The sequence below is a fragment of the Yoonia sp. genome, from assembly GCF_017854415.1.
Lineage (GTDB): Bacteria > Pseudomonadota > Alphaproteobacteria > Rhodobacterales > Rhodobacteraceae > Yoonia.
Genome location: NZ_JAFMHR010000065.1, coordinates 1 through 16,877 on the forward strand (window position 1 = coordinate 1; position 16,877 = coordinate 16,877).

A 16,877-nucleotide genomic window follows, 5' to 3' on the forward strand; every position below is an offset into this window, starting at 1 on the left:
GCAGCCGACCAAGAGCTTTCAAATCACGATCATTCAACGCCTGAATACCCATCGAGACCCGATTTACACCCGCATCCCGGTATCCCGTAAAACGACCCGATTCGACCGAGGTGGGATTGGCTTCCAACGTGATTTCAATGTCATTGGCCATGGACCATGTCGCACGGACCTTTGTCAAAATGGAATCCACTACTTCAGGATCCATTAAGCTGGGCGTTCCGCCACCAAAGAACACGGATCGCAGCACGCGTCCTTTGGTTTCATGACCAATGCGTTCAATCTCGGTTAGATATGCGGCTTCCCAAGCCTTTTGATCAATCTTCGCGACAACATGACTGTTGAAATCGCAATAGGGACATTTGGCCTGACAAAACGGCCAATGGATATAAAGACCAAATCCCCCGTGCTCCCAATCTTCCATTTTATGCAAAGCAACCCGCAATCAGTTTCACGAACGCATCCGCGCGGTGGCTAATTTTGTTCTTTTCCCAACGGTCCATTTCACCAAATGTGATGTCATACCCATCGGGTTGGAAAATCGGGTCGTACCCATGCCCTTGTTCGCCGCGCATCGGCCAAACGATTTGGCCGGGCATCACACCTGGAAACACTTCGTCATGCCCGTCAGGCCACGCCAGAACCAGCGTACAACAGAACCGCGCCGTGCGTGGATATGGGGCAGAAACAGTCTCTAACTCTGCCCAACTCCGCTCCATCGCCATTTTGAAGTCACGGCCATTGGGGGTCTCTGCCCAATCAGCAGTATAGACGCCCGGTGCCCCATTAAGGCCATCAATCTCAATCCCGCTGTCATCAGAAAGCGCGGGTAGGCCCGTCGCTTTTGCGGCGGCATGCGCCTTGATCCGTGCGTTGCCAACAAAGGTGGCTTCTGTTTCTTCCGGCTCCGGTAGTCCGTGATCGGCGTTTGACGACAAAGACACGCCGTAGGGCCGCAAAAGATCAGCGATCTCTTCCAGCTTGCCTTGGTTGTGGGTCGCGATGACCAGTTCTTTGCCGTCAAAGCGCCGCATCAGCTGACTGCCCGTAACTGTGCTTCGATCAATTCGGACACGCCTTTTTCCGCCAAATCCAGTAAACCGTCCATCTGCATGCGGGTATAGGTGGACCCCTCTGCCGACATCTGCACTTCGATTAGTTTGCCGCCAGTCATCACAAAGTTTCCATCAACACCCGCTTCGCTATCTTCCGGATAATCCAGATCAAGCACTTCCTGGCCGGCGTAAATCCCACAAGAAATCGCCGCAACCGGATCAATCAACGGATCGCTGATCACATCGCCGGCTTTCATCAGCTTCTGAACAGCAAGCTTCAAAGCAACCCATCCACCAGTGATCGACGCACAGCGCGTGCCGCCATCGGCCTGAATAACATCGCAGTCTACGACGATCTGACGTTCACCCAGCGCCACGCGATCGACACCAGCCCGCAAGGACCGTCCAATCAAGCGCTGAATTTCTTGTGTGCGCCCAGATTGGCCATTCTTGGCCTCCCGGCGCATTCGCGTGTTTGTCGCGCGAGGCAGCATTCCATATTCAGCAGTGACCCAGCCAAGCCCAGAGTTCTTCAAAAATGGCGGTACACGTTCATCGATTGTCGCTGTACACAGCACGTGGGTGTTCCCGCATTTAATCAGGCACGATCCTTCGGCATGCATGGTCACACCTGTTTCGATCGAGATTTCGCGCATTTCATTCGTCTGACGGCCTGATGGACGCATTTGGGACACTCCTGTTGGTTGCACCTCACCGATACGCTGCCCACATATGAAATCCAAGCCCGATTGACGCCCCCTCAAACTTCGTTTTAATTGCGACGCCTTCATCAGAGAGAACCATGCCAACCCAATCGCCAAGCATCGACGATATGAACACCCGTTCGCGCGAAGTCTTTCGCCGCGTCGTCGAAGGTTATCTGGAAAGCGGATCACCTGTCGGATCACGTACTTTGACACGTGATTTTTCCGAAAAAGTAAGTGCCGCGACAATCCGAAACGTGATGCAGGATCTGGAATTTCTTGGGCTGCTAGGCAGTCCGCATACAAGCGCTGGCCGCATCCCAACGCAGCTTGGTTTGCGCATGTTTGTAGATGGTTTGCTTGAAGTCGGGGATTTGGACGGTGCGGACCGTCAGAAAATTGACAGCACGCTCACCAGCAACGACCAAGACGTGACCTCTATGCTGGATCAGGTGGGTCAGGCTCTCTCTGGCGTCACGCATGGCGCTAGCCTTGTTCTGACGCCGAAACATGAGGCGGCGATTAAACATATAGAATTTGTGTCACTTTCACTGGATCGCGCGCTTGTCGTGTTGGTTTTTGCGGATGGCCACGTTGAAAACCGCGTATTCACACCGCCTGCAGGACAAACGCCATCTTCCATGCGGGAAGCCGCCAATTTCGTAAACGCCATAGCCGCAGGTCATACCTTGTCCGAGCTTGGCGCCGTCATCGCGCGCGAAGTTAAGGCCCGCAGACAGGAAATCGACGCACTCGCCGCAGAGCTTGTCAAAGATGGGATCGTTTTATGGGAAAACGAGGGCGAAAACACTGAACGCTTGATTGTTCGGGGCCGCGGCAACCTGCTTGGCGACAGCGAAAACGAGGCCGACCTAGCCCGCATCCGCACCCTTTTTGATGACCTGGAGCGCAAGCGCGACATCGCCCAATTCCTTGATCTGACCGAAGACGGGGACGGGGTGCGCATTTTTATTGGCTCAGAGAACAAATTGTTCTCACTTTCGGGTTCATCTTTGGTCGTTTCACCTTATATGAACGCCGACCGTAAGATAATCGGTGCGGTTGGTGTCATTGGGCCAACCCGCCTGAATTATGGACGTATTGTGCCGATTGTGAATTACACCGCAAAGCTTGTGGGCAAGATGATTGCCGACCGCTCGTGAAGGAAAGATAGATGTCTGACAAAGACGAACCACTCCAAAGTCTTGATGAACTTGCCGCAGAAGGCGATGAAATTGATTTTGACGCAGCCGCCGAAACCTTCGACGAGATCGAAGCACTGCGTGCAGAGCGCGATGACTTTCGCGACAAATTTATGCGCGCGTTGGCGGATGCCGAAAACACACGCAAACGTTCAGAGCGTGACCGCCGTGAAGCCGAAAACTACGGCGGGTCAAAGCTCGCACGCGATATGCTGCCGGTTTACGACAACATGCGCCGCGCTTTGCAATCTGCTGAAGACAGCGAAAAAGCTGTCAACGCAGCATTGCTAGAGGGCGTCGAGCTGACAATGCGCGAGTTGATTAGCGTCTTCAAAAAACACGGAATCGACCCTATCGTTCCCGAAGTCGGCGATAAGTTCGATCCTAAAATCCACCAAGCCATGTTCGAAGCACCCGTGCCCGGAACCAAGGCAGGCGAAATTATTCAAGTCGCTGCAGAAGGTTTTATGCTTTACGACCGCCTGTTGCGCCCTGCACAGGTTGGCGTGTCGTCCATGCCGGCGTCCTAATCGCGCGCCGCCAAGTCACGCAGTTCATAGATCAACGCAAGGGCGTCTTTCGGAGTTAACTCATCCGGCAAGACGCTCTTGAGCCTTTCCTCAACCTGCGAGATTTTGGCTTTCGCGGTCGGTGCAGTGGGTGTTGCGGAAAACAAAGGCAGATCATCGATGATCGCCTGACGCGAACCTCCACCCTCGCGTTCACCTTTTTCCAACGCTTCCAAAACCACCTTTGCGCGCTCTACGACGACCTGCGGCAATCCCGCAAGTCGCGCGACTTGGACGCCGTAACTGCGATCCGCCGTCCCGCGTTTGACCTCATGAAGGAAAATCACATCGCCGTCCCACTCTTTGACGGTGACTGTCGCGTTCTCAACACCATCAAGCTTTGCGGAAAGCGCTGACATCTCGTGATAATGTGTGGCGAACAGCGCACGACTGCGGTTGACGTCGTGCAGATGTTCCAATGTGGCCCAAGCAATCGATAAACCGTCATATGTCGCCGTGCCGCGCCCGATTTCGTCCAAAATTACCAATGCGCGATCGTCTGCTTGGTTCAAGATCGCAGCCGTCTCGACCATTTCGACCATAAAGGTCGACCGCCCACGCGCCAAATCATCGGACGCACCCACGCGGCTGAATATCTGACTGACAATCCCGATGTGAGCCTTTGTTGCAGGAACAAAGCTGCCCATTTGAGCCAAAATCGCTAGCAACGCATTTTGCCGTAGGAACGTAGACTTACCGGCCATGTTCGGGCCTGTCAGCAACCAGATAGGTGCTTCGGTTAGCCCGCAATCATTGGCGATAAACGGCACGCCGTCCTTTTGCAAAGCAGCCTCGACGACTGGATGACGTCCGCCGCTTATCTCAAACGCGCGGCTGTCGTCGACGACAGGCCGCACCCAATTTTCTGCCAAAGCCAGATGCCCCAACGCGGCGGTCAAATCAATCTCGGACAACCCCCGTGCGAGCGCCCCAAGCGGTCCTGCTTGCGCAATAATTGCATCAGTTAGGCTGGAATAGAGACGCTTTTCGATCTCTAGCGCCCGTCCACCCGCATTTAGAATACGCGTTTCAATCTCGGACAGCTCCACTGTCGTAAAGCGCACTTGATTGGCGGTTGTTTGGCGATGAATGAAGATTTCATTCAAGGGCGGCGCCAGCATCTTTTCAGCATGGGTTGCTGTCGTCTCGATGAAATAACCCAGTACATTGTTGTGCTTTATCTTGAGTGCAGTAATGCCGGAGGCCTTGATGTAATCTGCCTGCATCGAAGCGATTACAGATCGGCCTTCGTCCCGCAAGGTCCGTGCTTCATCGAGGTCCGGATCATAACCGGGTGCGATAAAGCCGCCGTCGCGTGACAAAATCGGAGGTTCAGCAATCAGCGCTTGATCTAGCAACGCCAACAAAGCGTCATGCCCTGTCAAATCACTTGCAGCATCGGCAAGGATCATTGGCATTTCGCAATCTAACTGGCTTGAAAGCACCGCCGCTTGCCCAATTGTATTTCGAATTGCGGCCATATCGCGAGGCCCGCCGCGACCCAGCGCCAAACGAGATAAAGCACGATCCAGATCATGAACACCACGTAACGTGTCGCGCAGATCTTGGGTTAGACGGGTCCGTTCAACAAGAAACTGCAACGCATCTTGCCGAGCAGACACAACTTCAACACGACACGTTGGCGAGGCTAAACGCCGTTCCAGTAGTCGTGCACCACCAGCCGTTACAGTGCGATCGATACAGTGCAATAATGACCCTTGCCGACCGCCGCTTGCGCCATGTGTAAGCTCAAGTGATTTGCGGGTCGCGGCGTCAATCTGCATCGCCGTTGACTGCCCTTCTTGGACGGGCGGGCGTAGTAACGGCAGGTTTCCGCGCTGTGTAATCTCAAGATATTCGGCCACTGCAGACATTGCCGCGACTTCAGCCCGCGTAAATTCACCAAACGCATCAAGAGAGCCGACTTTATACAATCCGCAAAGCCGTTTATCACCCGCTGTGCTATCAAAAGCCGAAGCACCCAACGTCGTGATCACCGCGCCTGAATCAGAGACTATTCCAGCCCAATTCGCTTCGGAACCGTCAACGACAATAACCTCGCGTGGGGTTAGCCGTGCTAACTCCGGACCCAGACGCGCCCCGCTGCAAGGCATCACGTGAAACGCACCGGTCGAGATATCGACCCACGCTAACGCGCCTTCATCACGGACCACATGAAACGCCGCCAAAAAGTTATGGCGACGTGCGTCCAGCAATGAATCCTCGGTCAATGTGCCGGGTGTAACCAGCCGCACGATTTCGCGTTTCACGATTGCCTTATAGCCGCGCTTTTTCGCCTCTGCGGGGCTTTCCATTTGTTCACAAACAGCCACGCGAAATCCTTTGCGGATCAGCGTAAGAAAGTACCCCTCTGCTGCATGATGCGGGACGCCGCACATCGGGATATCCGCGCCATCATGTTTGCCACGTTTGGTCAGCGCGATATCGAGCGCTTCTGCCGCGGCGATAGCGTCGTCAAAAAACATCTCATAGAAGTCGCCCATGCGGTAAAACAGCAGGGCATCAGGTTGATCTGCTTTTATTTCAAGATATTGGGCCATCATCGGCGTGACGGTGTCTTTTGTACTGCTCATGCATCCCCCAAGGATATCGCTCGCACAGTATCACCCCATGTTAGCGACGAAACCCCGAAATGAACCCGTTGCGGGCGAGACGTCGTTGCCGCTATGTTCAAGGACTGAAATGGGGGGATCCAATGCCAAAGAATAAACTAACCCGCGAAGACGCGCTGCAATTCCACATGCAGCCAAGTCCCGGCAAATGGGAAATTCAGGCGACAGTCCCGATGACAACCCAGCGTGATTTGTCGTTGGCGTATTCCCCCGGTGTTGCGATCCCCTGCGAGGAAATCGCCGCGGACCCTGCGACTGCATATGATTATACGAACAAAGGTAATCTGGTTGCTGTGATTTCGAACGGCACGGCTGTTCTGGGTCTAGGCAACCTAGGCGCATTGGCAAGTAAACCCGTAATGGAAGGGAAATCTGTTCTTTTCAAACGGTTCGCTGATGTGAACTCGATTGATATCGAGCTTGATACCGAAGACCCGGATGAGATCATTAAGGCCGTGAAGCTGATGGGCCCGACCTTTGGCGGCATCAACCTTGAAGATATCAAAGCACCCGAATGCTTTATCATTGAACAAGCCCTTAAAGAGCAGATGGATATCCCTGTTTTTCACGACGACCAGCACGGCACGGCCGTTATTTGCGCCGCTGGTCTGCTGAATGCGCTGCACTTGTCGGGCAAAAAGATCGAAGACGTGAAAATTGTTCTGAACGGCGCTGGTGCAGCGGGCATAGCCTGTCTTGAGTTGCTCAAGGCGATGGGTGCCAAGCATGACAATTGCATCATGGCCGACACCAAAGGTGTCATTTACCAAGGCCGGACTGAGGGGATGAACCAGTGGAAATCTGCCCATGCCGCCAACACCAAAGCACGCACACTGGATGATGCAATGAAGGGCTGTGACGTATTCCTTGGGGTCAGCGCAAAAGGGGCTGTGACGCAAGAAATGGTGTCTAATATGGCGAAAAACCCTGTTATTTTCGCAATGGCCAACCCCGATCCAGAGATCACACCAGAAGACGCGCATGCTGTTCGCGAAGATGCGATCGTTGCTACCGGGCGCAGCGACTACCCCAATCAGGTGAACAACGTCCTTGGTTTCCCGTATCTGTTTCGTGGCGCGCTGGATATTCATGCCCGCGCAATCAATGACGAGATGAAGATCGCCTGCGCCGAAGCGCTTGCTGCCCTCGCCCGCGAAGATGTGCCGGACGAAGTCGCTCTGGCTTATGGAAAGAAACTGACGTTTGGACGCGATTATATCATCCCGACGCCGTTCGATCCGCGCCTGATTCACCGTATCCCGACCGCAGTCGCCCAAGCTGGCATGAAAACTGGCGTGGCCCGCAGGCCAATCGTGGACATGGAGGCGTATGAGCTATCCCTCAAATCGCGCATGGACCCCACGCAAGCAATCTTGCGCAGCTTGAATGCACGCGCACGCGCAAATCAATCCACAGTGGTTTTTGCAGAGGGCGACGATCCACGCGTCTTGCGTGCTGCTGTCATGTATCAACGCTCTGGCATGGGCAAAGCGCTGATTGTTGGGCGCGAAGATGATGTGAAGGAAAAGCTGACTGCCGAAGGGCTTGCTGATGCTGTCGAAGAACTGACGATCGTCAACGCCGCAAACACTCCGCACCTAGAAACCTACAAAGCGTTTTTATACGAGCGTTTGCAGCGCAAAGGCTTTGACACGCAAGATGTGCACCGTCTTGCCGCACGAGATCGCCACGTCTTTGCGGCGCTTATGTTAGCGCATGGTCACGCCGACGGGATGGTTACTGGGGCCACACGCAAATCCGCGCATGTGCTGGAATTGATCAATCACGTCTTTGACGCACAGCCGCATGATGGCGCAGTAGGCGTGACCGCTGTACTGCACAAAGGGCGCATCGTTCTAATCACCGATACGCTGGTGCACGAATGGCCAGACGAAAACGATCTGGCTGACATCGCTGAACGCGGGGCGTATGTCGCCCGCGAACTAGGGCTGGAACCGCGCGTTGCGTTCCTATCATTTTCTACCTTTGGCTATCCTGTGTCAGAGCGCGCGGAAAAGATGCACCAAGCCCCCAAAGTGTTGGACGCCCGCAAGGCTGATTTTGAGTATGAGGGCGAGATGACCGTGGATGTGGCGTTGAACGTCAAAGCGCAGGAGCACTACCCGTTTCAGCGGTTGACCGGACCGGCAAACGTCTTGGTCGTTCCAGCGCGACACTCTGCTTCGATCTCGGTGAAGTTGATGCAGGAAATGGCAGGTGCAACCGTGATTGGTCCTATTCTATCAGGTATCGGTAAGCCGGTTCAGATTTGTTCAACCGGATCCACCGTAAATGACATCCTCAATATGGCTGTAATCGCGGCGTGTCGGGTTGACTGATGGCGATTTGGAATCTGGGGTCAATCAACGCGGATTTCGTTTATAGCGTTCCGCATATTCTTGCGCCTGGCGAGACCTTATCGTCTACGAAGCGCGAGGTTTTTTTGGGCGGGAAAGGCACGAACATGTCGGTTGCCGCGGCCCGTGCTGCTGCCCGCGTTCACCACATAGGGGCGGTTGGCGAAGATGGGCGCTGGGCAATCGAACGTCTGCTGGAATATGGCGTCGATACGCGCAATATCGCTGTGTTAGACACTGAAACGGCACATGCAATCATCATGGTAGACCCGCATGGTGAAAATGCGATCGTGCTGCATCCCGGTGCGAATGCTGAAATCCCGCAGGCAACATTGCAGGCTGCCATGGCAGAGGCAAGCACAGGCGACTGGCTGGTTATTCAGAACGAAACCAACTTGCAACGCACTGCCGCTTCGATGGGCAAAAAGCTGGGGCTGCAAGTGGCCTATGCTGCCGCCCCGTTTGATGCGGAACGTGTACAGGCGGTCTTGCCGTATCTTGATTTTTTGATCCTCAACGCGGTCGAGGCTGATCAGTTACAGCAAGCTACAGGTCAGGCGCCAAGCGATTTACCGGTCCGCGATGTGATCGTTACTCTGGGTGCTGATGGGGCCGACTGGTACGGTCCCAACGGGAAAGAACACTTCGCAGCTATAAAAGTTGACCCCGTGGATACAACGGGTGCTGGCGACACGTTCACGGGCTATGTGCTTGCTGGTCTTGATCGCAATATGCCGATGGCGCAAGCGATTGGGCTGGCGACCAAAGCGGGTGCATTGATGGTCACCCGCCATGGTACCGCCGATGTTATCCCCGATTTGTCTGAGGTTCAGGCGTTTCAGTTGTGATTAACGAACGGCGCTGCGTCACCCCATAACTGTGTGACGCGCTGATCACGACCACAGGCATTGCGGTAGAATTTGTAAGCCTCAATTTGTGTTTTTACGCCGCGCCGCGTGATGACCCGGTTTTCGCCTTTGTAGTAATCCTGATGATAGGCTTCGGCATCATAGAACGTTGCGGCGTCAAGAATAGGAGTGACAATTGTCTGTCCCAAGTCGCGCTGGGCCGCGGCCTTGGCAGCCTCTGCAGCTGCCCTTTCCGCTGAGTTAGACACGAAAACAGCCGTGCGGTAGCTTTCCCCGCGGTCACAAAATTGCCCGCCTGCGTCGGTCGGATCAACTGAACGGAAAAACGCGTACAACAGTTGTTCATAGGCGACGATGTCTGCGTCATACGTGATTTCGACTGCTTCATAGTGGCCGGAACCTTTCAGCGTTTCATAGGTAGGGTTTGCTGTTGTCCCGCCAGTGTAGCCGGACACGACATCCTGCACGCCTTGGACGCTTTCAAAGTCGCTTTCGATGCACCAAAAGCAACCTCCGGCCAAGACAGTGGTTTGAATGTCCGCTGCGGCGGCTGTTTGGGCGACAGGCAGCAGTGCCAATGACAGGGCAATATATTTCAACATGAGTGATCTCCTTTGACGGCACCATTTCAGTCCAGCGCGCACCAAAGCAATCACTGAAGGCAATTCTCACGTGCTCTTTACCACTTGGAACACTTCGCAGGCTGGCCTAGCGTTTCGTTAAGGGAGAATTATCATGAGCGAAGTCACCACCCACCAAGCCCAAGACGATGCCCGCAACGAGGACATTCTGATTTATGTTGATGGCCGGATTGTTCCGAAGAATGAGGCAACAGTTAGCGTATATGATAGTGGCTTCATGCTGGGCGATGGTGTTTGGGAAGGCTTGCGCCTTTATGACGGCAAATGGGCCTTCATGGACGAACATATCGATCGGTTGTTCGAGGCAGCCAAGGCCATTGACCTAGACATAGGCATGGATCGAAAAGGCGTGATTTCCGCCTTGTTAGACACACAAAATGCAAATGGGATGACATCAAACGCGCATGCCCGTTTGATGGTGACGCGGGGCATCAAGGTCCGCCCGTTTCAACATCCCAGTCTATCGCAACAGGGACCAACATTTGTAATTATCATGGAGCATTCGCAGCCTAAAATCCCGCGACCGATCACGCTTGCCACTGTGCCGCATCAACGCGGCCTACCGATGACACAAGACCCGAAACTGAACAGTCATTCCAAGCTGAATTGCATCCTTGCCTGCATCGCCGCCCAAAAGGCGGGTGCAGATGAGGCGCTGATGCTGGACGTGCATGGATTTGTGAACACGACCAACGCCTGTAACTTTTTTATTGTTAAGAAAGGTGCTGTTTGGACCTCGACCGGGGACTACTGCATGAATGGAATCACCCGCCAAAAGGTAATCGATCTGTGTCGCGCCAATGACATTCTGGTGTTCGAGCGGAATTTCAGCCTTGTTGATACATATTCCGCTGATGAAGCGTTCCTGACGGGTACATTCGGCGCGCAAACCCCTGTCAGTACAATTGATGGTCGGCAGATTGGTTCGGGAGAGCTTGGTCCGATGACGAAACGCTTGCGCAGCTTGTACAAAGACTTGGTTGACCGGGCATGAGGATCGCGATGTGGTCAGGCCCGCGAAACCTATCTACCGCGATGATGTACGCGTTCGGAAACTGCGCGGACTTCGCGATTTGGGATGAACCATTCTATGCACCATACCTAGCAGCAACCTGCGCAGATCATCCGATGCGGGATGAGATCGTCGAAGCCCATGAAACTGATCCTATGAAAGTGGCGGAGCGCTGTTTAGACACTATTCCAGCCCAAAAGACGCACTTTTACATGAAACACATGCCGCATCACATGATTAAGGGTTTCCCGTTGGACTGGGCCAAGGACTGTATCAATGTGCATTTGATCCGCCATCCATCACGCGTTATTGCAAGTTATGGGGTGAAACGGGACGAAATGACGCTCGCAGATATCGGGTACGTTCAGCAAGCTGTGCTTTACGATCAGATCGGGGGCATTGTGATCGATAGCTCTGATATTCGCGCAGCCCCTGAGAAGATGCTGAAAAAGCTATGTGCTGCAATATCGCTACCGTTCGATCCTGCGATGTTACATTGGGAAACAGGGCCGCGTTCCGATGACGGGATTTGGGCAAGGCATTGGTACAACGCCGTGCATCAAAGCACGGGCTTTGCGGGTGCAGAGGGGCCTTTGCCAGTCCTGGACAGCGCGCAAGAAAAAATGCGGCACCTTGCGATGCCGCATTATGAAAAACTAGCGCAGCATAAGCTTTAGCTGCGGCGGTTTCGTGCCGCCAGCAACTTCAGCCGCAATGCGTTCAACTGAATGAAGCCTTGCGCGTCTTTTTGATCATATGCGCCCATGTCTTCTTCGAACGTCACGTGTGCCTCGGAATAAAGCGATTTGTCTGACCAACGGGCGACGGTATTCGCAGACCCTTTGTACAGCTTCAACCGCACGGTGCCGGACACATGTTCCTGACTTTTGTCGATCAACGCTTGCAGCATTTCGCGTTCCGGCGAGAACCAGAAGCCGTTATAAATCAGTTCGGCATATTTTGGCATGATGCTGTCTTTGAGGTGCCCAGCGCCACTATCAAGCGTGATCTGCTCGATCCCGCGATGCGCCTCAAGCAACAATGTGCCACCCGGCGTTTCGTAGATACCGCGTGATTTCATACCGACAAAACGGTTTTCGACCAGATCGAGACGTCCAACACCGTGCTTGCCACCCAGTTCGTTCAGCTTGGTCAGGATGGTTGCGGGCGACATTGCTTCGCCATTGATTGCCACTGCATCGCCACGCTCAAACGTGATTTCGACCATTTCAGGCGTATTTGGTGCGTCCTCGGGTGCGACAGTGCGCTGATAGACGTATTCAGGCGCTTCTTGCGCGGGGTCTTCCAGCACTTTGCCTTCAGACGATGTGTGCAGCAGGTTGGCGTCAACGCTGAACGGCGCTTCGCCGCGCTTGTCCTTGGCTACAGGGATCTGGTTCTTTTCGGCGAATTCCAGCAAGCGGGTCCGGCTGGTCAGGTCCCATTCACGCCAAGGGGCGATTACTTTGATTTCAGGGTTCAGGGCATAGGCCGCCAATTCAAACCGGACCTGATCGTTGCCTTTACCGGTCGCACCATGGGAAATCGCGTCAGCGCCTTCGGCAGCTGCGATTTCAACCAAACGCTTGGAAATAAGCGGGCGGGCGATGGATGTGCCCAACAAATACAGCCCTTCGTACAGCGCATTTGCGCGGAACATCGGGAAAACAAAGTCGCGCACGAACTCTTCGCGCAGGTCTTCGATGTAGATGCTGGATGCGCCCATCATCTCTGCTTTTTTGCGCGCTGGCTCCAGTTCTTCGCCCTGACCCAAATCAGCAGTGAATGTCACCACCTCGCAGCCATATTCAGTCTGCAACCATTTTAGGATGATCGAGGTATCAAGGCCACCAGAATAGGCCAGAACAACTTTTTTCGGAGCGGTCATATGCGTGGCACCTTTAGGTAAATGTCTATGGGAACGCGCGATAACGGGTTTTAGGAACAGGGGCAAGGATAGCGCGCTCTAGAAGCATGCTGCTGCCACAAAATCCGCATCGCCATCATTGTAAAGTTCTGCGAGCGCTTCTGCCGGATCAAGCCACAGCGCAACATGTCCCGCCTCACGCGGGGGGCCGTGCGGCCGCACCGGATGCGCCAGATAGATATGGCACAGCTTTTCGGCCCACATGTCATAGTCCGGCATGAACACGAACCGTCGAAAGCTGCCCAATTTGCGAGGCTGGGCGATGCGCCACCCAGTTTCTTCAAACACTTCGCGGTGCAGCGCTTGTAAGGGGCTTTCGCCGGGATCAATGCCGCCACCGGGCAGTTGAACTTCGAAATGTGGATCGCCCTGATAGGTTAACAAAAGCTTCCCGTCGCGCGGTAAAACCGCATAAACACCAGCGCGTGTTTTGTAACGCTGCCCGTTTACTGGCGTGTCGCCATACCGTTTGATCATAGCTTGCCCCCTTGGACGCTGGCTTGCCCCGCCTATATAGGCGCGGTATGCCACCCAATGACTTGTTAGGAAAGACCATGAGCCTCGGCACCCAAATTACGTGGGACGATACTGTCCTGCCGTTTCAACTTGACGCATCCGACATCCGTGGACGGGTGGCGCGTTTGGATGGCGTATTGGAGCAAGTGCTACAGCAGCACGACTATCCGCCCATGATCGAAGGGCTTGTGGCAGAAATGGCATTGCTGACCGCTTTGATCGGGCAAACCATGAAACTGCGCTGGAAATTGTCCCTGCAGGTCCGTGGTTCTGGCGCGGCGCGATTGATCGCGACGGATTACTACGGTCCGACCGAAGATGGGCAGCCAGCGCGCATTCGTGCTTATGCCTCTTATGATGCGGAAACACTGGATCAAACTGCTGATCCGTTTGGGCAAATTGGCAAGGGGTACTTTGCGATCCTGATCGACCAAGGCGAAGGTATGACCCCTTATCAAGGCATTACGCCGATTTCTGGCGGGTCCCTTTCATCTTGTGCAGAGGCGTATTTCGCCCAGTCCGAACAGTTGCCCACGCGGTTCAAGCTGACTTTTGGGCAATCCCAAATGGCGGGTGAAGCTGCGCAATGGCGCGCAGGCGGCATGATGTTGCAGCATATGCCAAAGGCGTCGCCATCTGTGATCGGTGAAGGTGGATCAGGCGAGGACGGTTTGCTAGACGCCACAGATATTTTGGATGCGGATGAAGGTGAAAACTGGAACCGCGCAAATATTTTATTGGATACCGTAGATGAGCTCGAGCTGATCGGCCCGACAATCGCGCCAACCGATCTTTTGGTGCGCCTGTTCCACGCTGAACAGCCGCGTGTCTATGATGCCCAGCCGGTTAAATTCGGCTGTAGCTGCTCCGAAGACAAAGTGCGCCAAAGCCTGTCGATCTATTCCGCCAAAGAAATCGGCACGATGAAAACAGACGCAGGCACAGTGACCGCAGACTGCCAGTTTTGCGGGTCACACTATATCTTTGATCCCGATACATTGGGGTTTGAGGCCAAGGATGCCAGTGCCTGACTTACGTCAAAAATTGATAGACGCGCTAGCCAGCACTGGCGGCGCGTCTTCTGATTTTGACCTCAACCCCGATATGAAAATCCCGCAAGGGAACCTGACACCCGCTGCCGTTCTGATCGGTGTTCGCGCTGAAACGCAGACGGTGATCCTTACAAAACGTGCCGCGCGTCTTAAACATCACCCCGGGCAGATCGCCTTTCCGGGTGGCAAACAGGACGAAACCGATGCCACATTGGTTGATGCCGCCCTGCGTGAAGCGCACGAAGAGATCGGGCTTCCGTCCCATGTCGTCGATGTCCTAGGAGAGCTTCCACCGCATCAGACTGTGACCGGCTATCAGGTGACACCTGTCCTTGCGATGATCACAGGTGACTATGATGTTGTCGCGGAAATCGGGGAAGTCAGCGAGGTATTCGAAGTTCCCTTAAAGCATCTGCTGGATCAAAACATGTACGGCATCGAGGGTCGCCTCTGGCAGGGGCGCAAGCGCCTTTATTACGCTGTCCCCCATGGCCCATATTACATCTGGGGTGCAACGGCGCGCATCTTGCGCGGGTTGGCCGCACGCATGGCATGATGAAAATTACCGCCCCATGGTTGCAGAACGATGCTGCGCAAGTTGTTTGCAGGTTGCTAACTGATGCGGGTTATCAGGCGTGGTTTGTCGGCGGTTGTGTACGCAACGAATTATTGGGCGCGCCAGTCGCTGATTTGGACCTGACGACCGATGCAGTGCCCGAAGTTGTAATGCGCTTAGCCAAAAAGGCAGAGATCAAGGCGATCCCAACCGGATTTGACCACGGGACTGTGACGCTGGTCCAAGACGGTATCCCGTTCGAGGTTACAACGTTCCGGCGCGATGTTGCCACCGACGGCAGGCATGCAATCGTCGCCTTTTCAGATAACATCGCTGACGATGCGCGCAGACGCGACTTCACGGTGAACGCGCTTTATGCCGGACCTGATGGGCAGGTCGTGGACCCCTTGGGCGGTCTGGAAGATCTAAAAGCGCGGCGCATTCGGTTTATCGAAGACCCCGACCAGCGCATCAAAGAAGACTACCTGCGTATCCTGCGGTTTTTTCGGTTCTATGCATGGTACGGTGACACTGACGAAGGGCCGGACCCAGATGGTTTGGCTGCCTGTGCCGCCAACATTGCAGGACTGCAGTCGCTTTCGATTGAACGGGTGACCGCAGAAATGCTCAAGCTTCTATCCGCGACTGACCCCGCACCGGCTTTGGCAGCGCTGGCGTCTACGGGTGGCTTGGCACAAGTTTTGCCCGGTGCTGATAGTGGCGCATTGGCCGTCTTGGTACATTTTGAAGAACAGTTGAGCATTGAGCCAAGCCCGATCCGTAGACTTGCCGTGTTGGGCGGGGCACCTGTGAATAATCTACGCATGTCGAATGCCCAAGCCCGCGAATTAGCCCAGATTACCAGCGGTGAACTTCCGACGATAATCGCCTACCGTCACGGCCTTATCGCCGGGCGGGATGCTTTGCTTGTGCAATCTGCTTCGCTTGGGCAGGCGCCGGCCATCAATGCCTATGACGCGATCACGTATGCCGCAAAACAGGCATTCCCTTTGAAAGCCGCTGACCTGATGCCAGAACTGACAGGTCCCGCACTGGGCAAAGCCCTCAAACAGGCCGAGGATCGTTGGATTGCCTCTGGTTTCACTCTGACGAAAGCTGATTTGATTGACTGATTTTCTGCCGCTCATCGGCTTTGTGTTCTTCGGGCTGTTCTCTCCGGGTCCAAACGTGATCCTGATCACCGCTTCTGGCGCACGATTTGGGTTTCAACGCACTGTGCCGCATATCCTTGGTGTGGCGCTTGGTGTCGGTGTGATTGCAGCGGTCACGGGCATCGGGATTGGGGCGTTGATCACCGCACAACCGGCGCTAGGGATCGTCCTGAAAATTATCGCGAGCCTGTGGATTCTTTGGATGGCTTATAACCTGTGGCGTGCTGATCCTGCGAAAACCAAAGACACCGACAAACCGTTTACATTTCTGGAGGCGATCCTGTTCCAATGGGTGAACCCCAAGGTCTGGGCCGTCGCCCTAAGTGCGACCGCCTATGTCGCTATGCTTGCCCCCGTGCAGCAAGCGATGACCTTGGCTGCGACCTTTTCAACGATCAATCTGGGCGTTTGCACGTTCTGGGCGGTTGCGGGCACATTGCTATCCTATCTGCTGACAAACGCGGTCGCGTGGCGGATATTCATGCGCGTCATGGCGCTGGGCCTTTGTGGATTCTCGGTTCTGCTTTTTCTCTAAGCCCAGCTTTGCTATAGCTGGCATCTAGTGTGAAAAGGCAGACCCATGTTTCGGTTTTTCGAAGGTCTTGTCGATCCTTA

General features: G+C 54.5%; 17 protein-coding genes. 10 read left to right on the forward strand and 7 right to left on the reverse strand.

Going from position 1 to position 16,877, the window contains the following annotated elements; genetic code table 11:
* The 3 genes from QZ197_RS08925 to rph all read right to left on the reverse strand — a co-directional run.
* The coding region (locus tag QZ197_RS08925) for a radical SAM protein (protein ID WP_296431553.1) at positions 1-421 on the reverse strand (421 nt) is incomplete at its 3' end.
* Between the two features lies 1 nt (position 422).
* Entirely contained in the window at positions 423-1,031 is a 609-nt protein-coding gene (gene rdgB / locus QZ197_RS08930) for an RdgB/HAM1 family non-canonical purine NTP pyrophosphatase (protein ID WP_296431554.1), read from the reverse strand.
* Positions 1,031-1,738, reverse strand: a complete 708-nt coding sequence (gene rph / locus QZ197_RS08935) for a ribonuclease PH (RefSeq protein WP_296431556.1) — start codon at positions 1,736-1,738, stop codon at positions 1,031-1,033. Before rph ends, rdgB begins: the two co-directional genes overlap by 1 nt.
* Positions 1,739-1,854: 116 nt before the next feature.
* Between rph and hrcA the strand changes: the two genes are divergently transcribed.
* Entirely contained in the window at positions 1,855-2,919 is a 1,065-nt protein-coding gene (gene hrcA, locus QZ197_RS08940; protein WP_296431557.1) for a heat-inducible transcriptional repressor HrcA, read from the forward strand.
* 11 nt (positions 2,920-2,930) lie between these two features.
* Positions 2,931-3,488, forward strand: a complete 558-nt coding sequence (locus QZ197_RS08945; RefSeq protein ID WP_296431558.1) for a nucleotide exchange factor GrpE — start codon at positions 2,931-2,933, stop codon at positions 3,486-3,488.
* On the opposite strand, the gene mutS is transcribed toward QZ197_RS08945, so the two are convergent.
* Positions 3,485-6,121, reverse strand: coding sequence for a DNA mismatch repair protein MutS (mutS, locus tag QZ197_RS08950; RefSeq protein ID WP_296431560.1), 2,637 nt, complete (start codon positions 6,119-6,121; stop codon positions 3,485-3,487). The two genes, QZ197_RS08945 and mutS, sit on opposite strands and share 4 nt — an antisense overlap.
* Before the next feature lie 122 nt (positions 6,122-6,243).
* Here mutS and QZ197_RS08955 point away from each other — a divergent pair, with 122 nt between their 5' ends.
* Complete coding sequence (locus QZ197_RS08955) at positions 6,244-8,499, forward strand: NADP-dependent malic enzyme (RefSeq protein ID WP_296431561.1); 2,256 nt, start codon at positions 6,244-6,246, stop codon at positions 8,497-8,499.
* Entirely contained in the window at positions 8,499-9,365 is an 867-nt protein-coding gene (locus QZ197_RS08960; RefSeq protein WP_296431562.1) for a ribokinase, read from the forward strand. The genes QZ197_RS08955 and QZ197_RS08960 overlap by 1 nt, the downstream gene beginning before the upstream one ends.
* On the opposite strand, the gene msrA is transcribed toward QZ197_RS08960, so the two are convergent.
* Positions 9,356-9,988, reverse strand: coding sequence for a peptide-methionine (S)-S-oxide reductase MsrA (gene msrA, locus QZ197_RS08965; RefSeq protein ID WP_296431563.1), 633 nt, complete (start codon positions 9,986-9,988; stop codon positions 9,356-9,358). The two genes, QZ197_RS08960 and msrA, sit on opposite strands and share 10 nt — an antisense overlap.
* 130 nt (positions 9,989-10,118) lie before the next feature.
* Between msrA and QZ197_RS08970 the strand changes: the two genes are divergently transcribed.
* Both QZ197_RS08970 and QZ197_RS08975 read left to right on the forward strand, forming a co-directional pair.
* Entirely contained in the window at positions 10,119-11,021 is a 903-nt protein-coding gene (locus QZ197_RS08970; RefSeq protein ID WP_296431572.1) for a D-amino acid aminotransferase, read from the forward strand.
* Entirely contained in the window at positions 11,018-11,716 is a 699-nt protein-coding gene (locus tag QZ197_RS08975) for an HAD family hydrolase (RefSeq protein WP_296431564.1), read from the forward strand. The genes QZ197_RS08970 and QZ197_RS08975 overlap by 4 nt, the downstream gene beginning before the upstream one ends.
* Here the strand turns inward: QZ197_RS08975 and QZ197_RS08980 are convergent.
* Both QZ197_RS08980 and QZ197_RS08985 read right to left on the reverse strand, forming a co-directional pair.
* A complete protein-coding gene (locus tag QZ197_RS08980; RefSeq protein ID WP_296431565.1) occupies positions 11,713-12,927 on the reverse strand; it encodes an argininosuccinate synthase in 1,215 nt (404 codons plus the stop codon). The two genes, QZ197_RS08975 and QZ197_RS08980, sit on opposite strands and share 4 nt — an antisense overlap.
* Before the next feature lie 78 nt (positions 12,928-13,005).
* On the reverse strand, positions 13,006-13,443 hold the full coding sequence (locus tag QZ197_RS08985; protein ID WP_296431566.1) for an NUDIX hydrolase: 438 nt from the start codon (positions 13,441-13,443) through the stop codon (positions 13,006-13,008).
* A gap of 77 nt (positions 13,444-13,520) precedes the next feature.
* On the opposite strand from QZ197_RS08985, the gene QZ197_RS08990 reads away from it, so the two are divergent.
* From QZ197_RS08990 to QZ197_RS09005, 4 genes are read left to right on the forward strand one after another with little or no spacing between them, the layout of a single operon-like run.
* Positions 13,521-14,513: an Hsp33 family molecular chaperone HslO gene (locus QZ197_RS08990; RefSeq protein ID WP_296431568.1), complete on the forward strand. Its 993-nt coding sequence runs from the start codon at positions 13,521-13,523 to the stop codon at positions 14,511-14,513.
* Positions 14,506-15,090: a CoA pyrophosphatase gene (locus tag QZ197_RS08995; protein WP_296431569.1), complete on the forward strand. Its 585-nt coding sequence runs from the start codon at positions 14,506-14,508 to the stop codon at positions 15,088-15,090. The genes QZ197_RS08990 and QZ197_RS08995 overlap by 8 nt, the downstream gene beginning before the upstream one ends.
* A complete protein-coding gene (locus QZ197_RS09000) occupies positions 15,087-16,223 on the forward strand; it encodes a CCA tRNA nucleotidyltransferase (RefSeq protein ID WP_296431570.1) in 1,137 nt (378 codons plus the stop codon). The genes QZ197_RS08995 and QZ197_RS09000 overlap by 4 nt, the downstream gene beginning before the upstream one ends.
* Complete coding sequence (locus QZ197_RS09005) at positions 16,216-16,797, forward strand: LysE family translocator (protein WP_296431571.1); 582 nt, start codon at positions 16,216-16,218, stop codon at positions 16,795-16,797. Before QZ197_RS09000 ends, QZ197_RS09005 begins: the two co-directional genes overlap by 8 nt.
* Positions 16,798-16,877 lie beyond the last annotated feature (80 nt).

Coding starts and splice junctions, on each gene's coding strand:
- rdgB (WP_296431554.1), bottom strand. CDS start 1,031: ATGCGGCGCTTTGACGGCAAAGAACTGGTCATCGCGACCCACAACCAA.
- rph (WP_296431556.1), bottom strand. CDS start 1,738: ATGCGTCCATCAGGCCGTCAGACGAATGAAATGCGCGAAATCTCGATC.
- hrcA (WP_296431557.1), top strand. CDS start 1,855: ATGCCAACCCAATCGCCAAGCATCGACGATATGAACACCCGTTCGCGC.
- QZ197_RS08945 (WP_296431558.1), top strand. CDS start 2,931: ATGTCTGACAAAGACGAACCACTCCAAAGTCTTGATGAACTTGCCGCA.
- mutS (WP_296431560.1), bottom strand. CDS start 6,121: ATGAGCAGTACAAAAGACACCGTCACGCCGATGATGGCCCAATATCTT.
- QZ197_RS08955 (WP_296431561.1), top strand. CDS start 6,244: ATGCCAAAGAATAAACTAACCCGCGAAGACGCGCTGCAATTCCACATG.
- QZ197_RS08960 (WP_296431562.1), top strand. CDS start 8,499: ATGGCGATTTGGAATCTGGGGTCAATCAACGCGGATTTCGTTTATAGC.
- msrA (WP_296431563.1), bottom strand. CDS start 9,988: ATGTTGAAATATATTGCCCTGTCATTGGCACTGCTGCCTGTCGCCCAA.
- QZ197_RS08975 (WP_296431564.1), top strand. CDS start 11,018: ATGAGGATCGCGATGTGGTCAGGCCCGCGAAACCTATCTACCGCGATG.
- QZ197_RS08980 (WP_296431565.1), bottom strand. CDS start 12,927: ATGACCGCTCCGAAAAAAGTTGTTCTGGCCTATTCTGGTGGCCTTGAT.
- QZ197_RS08985 (WP_296431566.1), bottom strand. CDS start 13,443: ATGATCAAACGGTATGGCGACACGCCAGTAAACGGGCAGCGTTACAAA.
- QZ197_RS08990 (WP_296431568.1), top strand. CDS start 13,521: ATGAGCCTCGGCACCCAAATTACGTGGGACGATACTGTCCTGCCGTTT.
- QZ197_RS09000 (WP_296431570.1), top strand. CDS start 15,087: ATGATGAAAATTACCGCCCCATGGTTGCAGAACGATGCTGCGCAAGTT.